Raw genomic sequence first — 6,989 nt, forward strand, 5'->3', positions numbered from 1 at the left:
AATCGAAGATGGTACTAAATTCTCTATCCGTGAAGGTGGACGTACTGTAGGTGCGGGTACAATCACTACAATCGAAGCTTAATTAACACAATTAAACTTTAAAAATTAAATTTGCAAATTGGAAAGGCGACCGGGTGACGACTCGGTCGTCTTTTTTTCAATTTGGGGTATTCATTATATGTTATGGATATGGTATTGTATAGAAAATTATATTTAAAAATAGGAGCAGTGATTCTATTGGATAATTATAAATTTAAGCAAGTGTTATTAGCTATAGGAGGAACTGTTGTCGCAATGTTATTATTCAATTATTTTAGTAAAGCTAAAAATATCGAAGCGGCCGTCTACTCTTGGTATGATCTACAAGTTGAAAATGTTGACCATACAGTAGAAGCAATGAGTACGCATGACATCGATTCGATTTATCAATTCGTTTCGAGTAATCATTTGTCTGATGACCAGTTTGTTGGCCAATTAAATCAATTTGTGAATCAAGTGAATGAAGCTAATAAGCGAGTTTACTTCTTAAATGGGGAGGCCGAATGGGCACTAGTTGAAGAAAAGAATGAATTAATTACCTATGTTAAAGAGGTCATTCAATATAAAGAAGCTGGCCATCCGGTGCAAGGGCTTGTCTTAGATATTGAACCTCAATCTTTAGAAGAATATCAAGATGATCCCAAAGCTGTTTGGGGAACCTTAGTAGACAATTTAAAAGAAGTTTATGGTCTAACAAAAGCAGCGAATATGGAACTGATTGTTTGCCTACCATATTACCTAGACACAAAAGGGTTTGATGAAGAATTAGAAGCAATTATTTCAGAAGCTTCCGATGAGGTAGCCATTATGAATTATTATCGCGGTAAAGAAATTGATCATATTGCTAAAGAAGTAGGTGTGAGTAAGCAATACGATAAGTCCATTCAAACGGTTTACGAATTACAGCAAGTTGGTATTGCTGATTTGACAGCACAAAATACCTACCATGATGAGGGGCTAGTAGCGATGATTGAAAACTTTGAGGCTTTAACTAATCATTACAGCAATCAAGAAATTCATTTAGGTATACATGAATTTAATAGTTTGCTAGAGCTAACAGCTTTAGAAGAGGAGTGATTTTTTGATTTTGGAATTTAATTTTCTATTGTTTTACTTAATCCTACTGGTTATTATCAGTATATTCACTTATTTTTCGATATCCTTATACCAGCGCTATACTAATTTCTCTGCTAAGAGAAGCGATAAGAAAAAAGAAGAGGTGCGCAAGTGGTTTGAAGAGATGAAGGGTTTAAATTATGACAGTGAGATGTTCTATCGTGATGTGACATCTCCCAAGAAGATGATTGTATTTTTAGAGATTGCTAAGGAATTACTTAGTAGTAGTAGCCAGAAAGATAATGATTTGATCAAAGACTTCATTGATAAGTCATACAAAGATTGGCTAAGAGTCGGCCAGTACTATTTAAAAGAATCTTCAACCCATAAAGCTTATTATGCCTATGTAACTAGTAAGTTACCATTTAAGCAAGAGGGCAGGGATACGACTGAGTTGGAATCAATTCTATTGAAGATCCCTCTACACTCGTCAATATATTCTAAGAATCACGCTTTTGCGGCTTTAACTAGTTTAGGCAATCCTCATTCAGTGGTAGAAGGACTTGAGCAGTTGAGCCATGAAGACTTAACATCCTTAAATACAAAATTAATCACGGATAGTCTATTAGCTTTTACTGGTGACTTTGATGAATTACTGCACTTACTAGAAACGAATTGGAGTCAGTTGTCATCGCATTATCAAACGGCTGTCATTGATTTTGCTCGTATCAAGGGTTCAGCACAATTCCAACAGTTCTTGCTGCCATACTTAGATGGTGAAACAGAAGATGTTGATTATATATGTGCTGTACTCAGATATTACGGAAAAATCGAGAACGAAGAAGCTTATCCATATGTCTTATCATGGGCTAATAATGATGATGTGGATTATATAGCATGTACCGGTGTAGCAACGAGTACTTTAATAGCCTATCCTGGTCACGAAACGATCGAGCAACTAATAAGGAATGTTACATCAAGAGATTGGTATGTACGTCGGAACGCTGCTGAAGCTTTAAGTAAATTAGTAGATCAACCACAACGACTATCATCAGTATTTGAAGGTGAAGATCAATATGCGATTGATCAATTGACCTATTATTATGAAAAAAGGGGATTAAGTTATGAATATTGATCTGTTATTTCAAATCTCAGAAAAGTTTTTCTTAGGTTACTTAATTTTCTACATTACTTATATCTTAATAGGTAATATCATGGCTACGGTGAAACTTTATAAACGACGACAAACGAAACTATTGATGAACCAATTAGACCATGAATATTATTACCCAGTATCCATTGTCGTACCTGCTTTTAATGAAAGTGAAACGATAATAACAACAATCGATAACTTACTGCATTTAGACTATAAAATTTATGAGATTATCGTAGTAGACGATGGATCAACTGATGATACTGCTCAGAAGGTAATTGATCGATTTAATATGGTGAAAAACGATGTCCCCATTCGCCTACAAGTACCTACCCAACCGATCGAATCAGCTTATGAAATATCGAAAGGTGGAAAAACCATTAAACTGATCCGAAAAGTTAATGGCGGTAATAAGGCTGATGCGGTAAATGCGGGGATTAATGCGAGTGAATATCCATATTTCGTATCGATGGATGCAGATAAAGTCTTACAAGCTGATGCTCTAAAGAATGCCATTCAATTATTCTTCGAAAATGATCGTACAGTAGCTGTTGGGGGACTGTTGGGCATTGCTAATGATGTCGTCTTTAAAGATGCTTATCCAGTAGAAACACCTTTACCAAAAAATTTGGTAGCTGCAATGCAAACCTTGGAATACGGCCGGGCATTTATGGGGTCGCGTATATCTAGTGATGCCTTTAATGCAAATTTAAATGTATCTGGTGGTTTTGGTTTATTCAAAAAACAAGCTGTAATTGATATCAATGGGTACGACCCTAATAGTGTTGGGGAAGATATGGACTTAGCTTTACGACTACATCGGCACCATGTCGAGAATGGTATCCCTTATAAGATTCGTTTTGCTGAAGATGCAGTATGTTGGACGCAAGCGCCTTTCTCAATGGATGATCTAGCGAAACAACGTGCTCGTTGGCATCGTGGTTTGATGCAAACGATGTGGGCCCATAAATCTATTCTTCTAAATCCAAATTATGGCTTACTAGGCTTGTTATCTTACCCGTACTTTTTGATGTATGAACTTTTAGCGCCGTTTATTGAACTACTTGGTTTATTTATCATCATCTTAGGTCTTTACTTAGGGATGATCAATATCCCGATGATTCTGATATTAATGGGCTTATACTTCATATTCAATTTGTTCCAGACTATGGCCTTCTTTGTTGGGCGATACTTTATTCAAGATTACAAACGTTATCCCGGAGAAGTTGCGAAAGCTTTCTTTGTGACGACTTTGGATGCCGTCTTCTTCAGACCTTACTTATTATGGGTACGATTATATTCGGCATTCACTTATCATGCAAAACTACATTCGTGGACGCCAATTGAACGTGGTACTATTGAAGACCAGAGCGTAAATGACTAGGGTTTAACTTTAAGCTAACAAGATGAATCTTGGTATACAAAAAAACCAGGTAAGTTAGATACAATTTCTAACTTACCTGGTTTTTCATTTTAATGAAAGGGGTTATAAAACCGACCTCGGTTAACTGCAAACAACCATAATCCAAGTCCAACTAATAATCCTGTCAAAATCAAGGCGATGATATCTGCCTTCATAAAGGGACGGGCCCGGTACCAAGTCCGTTTGTTACCTTTACCAAACCGTCGTAACTCCATGGCTTGGCTGATTACTTCAATCCGATCTAATGAAGAAAAAATGAGGGGCATAATCACTTGGGCTGACCGTTTCGCTCTTACAGTCAAGCCAGCCTTGTTAGACATCTCAATCCCTCGTGCCTGTTGGCTTTGTCTTACTGCGAAGAATTGGTTCTGGATATCTGGTATATACCGTAAGGCTAATGAAACTGCATATGAAATTTGGTAGGACACGCCAATTCGGTTTAAGGAAGAAGCGAATTCACTTGGATTAGTGGTCAACATGAAGATTAAGGCTAATGGAATCGTCGAGAAATACTTGATCATCAAGTTGAATTCATAGAAGACTTGCTCCCAAGTGAGAGAATAGCGACCAATCCCTTCCCAGATGACAGTTCGCGACTGGTATAAATTGACCCCATATTCAGGTTCGAAAATATAAACAGTCACTAAGTTCAATAATGAGAAGATTAAAATGAAGTAGACCACTGTAGACACTTCAGCCCATTTAATCTTAGAAATATAGAAGAGAACTAGTGATAAAACAGCTAAGCCAACTAAAAACCGGGTGTCATAAGACGTCATGGCGATGACAGACAGCAAGATGAAGGCGATTAATTTTGTCGCACCAGATAAGCGGTGCAAGGGGGAATCCTTCTTGATATATCCAAAACTCTGACCTTGTTTATTTGCCATCGTTCTCACCTCCACCCCATACACTAGCTTGTCCAACACGCTTAGTCTGACGTTCGAACTGGATGAACCGGTCGATAAAGTCCATTGCTTCAATATCAGTCACCACTTGCCCTAAATCATACAAGGATGTAGGGGCTAAATGGGCATGGGTCATCAGATTTTCATCCGTTAAGACCGCAGCTGGACGCATATCGCTCACCACCTGACCGTCGTGGAAGACAATCGTCCTGTTGGTATATTCCTGAATCAAGTGCATATCATGAGTAATCATTAGAATGGTAATCCCTTGGTCCCGGTTCAACCCCTCGATAAACTGCATCATATCAGTATAATGTTTATAATCTTGTCCTGCCGTCGGTTCATCTAAAATTAAAACTTTTGGATCTAACACTAAAATACTCGCAATTGTTGCCCGTCGTTTTTGCCCATAAGACAAGGCCGAAATTGGCCAATTCCTGTATGGATATAAGCCGCAAATTCGCAATGCATCAGCCACTTTTTCGGCTAAACCATCTGTATCATTCTCGTACAAGCCGCGGTTGACTAGTCCAGACGACACCTCATCGAATAGAATATTCTTTGAAATCATCAAATTGGGATTCTGCATCACGTAGCCGACCGAATCCGCAATTTCCTTAATCGATAATCCGTCTAACTCCTCCTGGAAAAGGGATATCCGTCCTGAATCTGGCCGCTCAAAGCCACAAATCAGTTTCGCTAGGGTAGATTTACCCGCACCGTTTGTCCCGACAATAGAAACCATGTCGCCAGCATTAATGGTCAGATTTAATTCTGATATCAAAGGGGTACTGTCATAAGAAAAGTTGACATGGTCCATGACTAAAATAGGCTTATCCGCCTTAACTTGAGTGGTCACTGCATTGTCCACCAACCATTTAGATAGACGGTCTTGAACACTAGCAGTGACCATATTTGGTTGAAACCGCCCTAAATGAGGAATGTCTCCAACATTCACACCAGCATAACCAAAGGCATCTAAGTATAAAGGCTGGCGGACACCGATTTTCGCCAATAAGTCAGACCGTAACAATGCGTCAACGGATACGTCAGCGAGTAACTGCCCACTGTCAATAACAAGGACACGGTCAAAGTCGGCGATTAAGGCTTCTTCTAGACGGTGCTCGATGACTACCGTGGTTAATTCTTTTTCCTGGTTTAATTTGGCAATCAATTCCATGGTCGCTAAACCACTTGCAGGGTCTAGGTTGGCTAAAGGCTCATCAAATAGAACGATGGGTGACTCGTCAATTAAGACCCCGCCAATTGAGACCCGTTGCTTTTGTCCGCCTGATAAAGATTGCGGGGCAAGGTCCAAGAGGTCAACAAGGTCAAGCGCATTGGCCCAGGCTGCTACACTAGACACCATGCTAGCTTGGTCCACTTGGTCATTTTCCAAGGCGAAAGCTAGGTCTTCGGCTACTGTTAGGCCGACAAATTGGGCGTCAGTATCTTGTAGGACGGTGCCGACGCTTAGTGATAAGTCAAAAATGGACTTGCTGGCGGAATCTGCGCCATTGATCAAGACTTGACCGGTTAAATCGCCTTCAAAAGTATTGGGAATTTGCCCGTTGATAATCTTACCAATGGTTGATTTACCAGACCCAGATGCGCCGATAATGAGGACTTTCTCTCCTTGTTTGATTAAAAAGGAGATATCCATCAAGTTTAGGTCAGCCTGACTCGCATATTTAAAAGAGATGTTTTTAAATTCAATAGCCGGCGACAGATTGCTGTCCACCGGCTGATTGTGTCTTTCGTGATTTATCATAGTAAAACTTCCTATTAATTTTCTTTACGTAAACTTCCTGATTTCGTACGTGTACTTGCATACCCCTTTAATAATAAGGTGCCGATGATACCAACCGCAAGTGAATTTAACACACCTGAAACAATCCCTTGAACGAATACTTTAGATGCAGGTTCTGAATACATTAAAATATCTAAAGCAGGCGCTAGTAAGGCCCAAGCCAGTAAATTCACGATAACTTGCCCGACATTGAAAGTGATCATATCTTTCTTTGTAAAAATGCCTTGACTCACTTTAAGTTTGCGGCCGATAAAACCAAAACCATAACCAGCAAAACCAGATGTTAGTACCCATGACCACCACAAACCGTATGTTAATAGGTCTTTGATAGCGTGACCTATTAAACCAATGAATAGACCAGCAAATGGTCCAAAGATAGTAGCCATTAAAGCTAAGAAGGGATAGGTTGTTTCAATACTTGTATTTGGAATACCAGTCGGGATAGATAGGAAGCGACCTAAGATAAAGAATACGGCTGCACCCACACCGATAGCAACTAGGGTTGTAATAGATGATTGTTTTTTATTCATTTTTATTCTCCTTTGAATGTTTCTTCTATATAATAGCACTTGTGCATGCGTTCGAATATAAGCTTAGCGA

At 39.2% G+C, this 6,989-nt stretch carries 7 protein-coding genes; 4 read left to right on the forward strand and 3 right to left on the reverse strand.

The annotated features are described in order from the left end of the window. The 4 genes from ACRCJ0_RS08065 to ACRCJ0_RS08080 all read left to right on the forward strand — a co-directional run. A partial coding sequence (locus ACRCJ0_RS08065) for a hypothetical protein (RefSeq protein ID WP_431390127.1) occupies positions 1-82 on the forward strand: 82 nt, incomplete at its 5' end. Between the two features lie 155 nt (positions 83-237). Further along, a complete protein-coding gene (locus tag ACRCJ0_RS08070) occupies positions 238-1,116 on the forward strand; it encodes a hypothetical protein (protein ID WP_431390121.1) in 879 nt (292 codons plus the stop codon). A 142-nt stretch (positions 1,117-1,258) separates the two neighbouring features. After that, complete coding sequence (locus tag ACRCJ0_RS08075) at positions 1,259-2,230, forward strand: HEAT repeat domain-containing protein (protein ID WP_431390122.1); 972 nt, start codon at positions 1,259-1,261, stop codon at positions 2,228-2,230. Further along, on the forward strand, positions 2,220-3,632 hold the full coding sequence (locus tag ACRCJ0_RS08080; protein ID WP_431390123.1) for a glycosyltransferase family 2 protein: 1,413 nt from the start codon (positions 2,220-2,222) through the stop codon (positions 3,630-3,632). The genes ACRCJ0_RS08075 and ACRCJ0_RS08080 overlap by 11 nt, the downstream gene beginning before the upstream one ends. Before the next feature lie 89 nt (positions 3,633-3,721). On the opposite strand, the gene ACRCJ0_RS08085 is transcribed toward ACRCJ0_RS08080, so the two are convergent. The 3 genes from ACRCJ0_RS08085 to ACRCJ0_RS08095 are packed head-to-tail and all read right to left on the reverse strand — an operon-like array spanning position 3,722 to position 6,919. Continuing rightward, complete coding sequence (locus tag ACRCJ0_RS08085; RefSeq protein ID WP_431390124.1) at positions 3,722-4,561, reverse strand: energy-coupling factor transporter transmembrane component T family protein; 840 nt, start codon at positions 4,559-4,561, stop codon at positions 3,722-3,724. Further along, positions 4,551-6,350, reverse strand: coding sequence for an ABC transporter ATP-binding protein (locus tag ACRCJ0_RS08090; protein ID WP_431390125.1), 1,800 nt, complete (start codon positions 6,348-6,350; stop codon positions 4,551-4,553). The genes ACRCJ0_RS08085 and ACRCJ0_RS08090 overlap by 11 nt, the downstream gene beginning before the upstream one ends. A gap of 14 nt (positions 6,351-6,364) precedes the next feature. Further along, a complete protein-coding gene (locus tag ACRCJ0_RS08095) occupies positions 6,365-6,919 on the reverse strand; it encodes an ECF-type riboflavin transporter substrate-binding protein (RefSeq protein ID WP_431390126.1) in 555 nt (184 codons plus the stop codon). Positions 6,920-6,989: the final 70 nt, after the last annotated feature.

The sequence above is a fragment of the Aerococcus sp. L_32 genome (assembly GCF_050689315.1).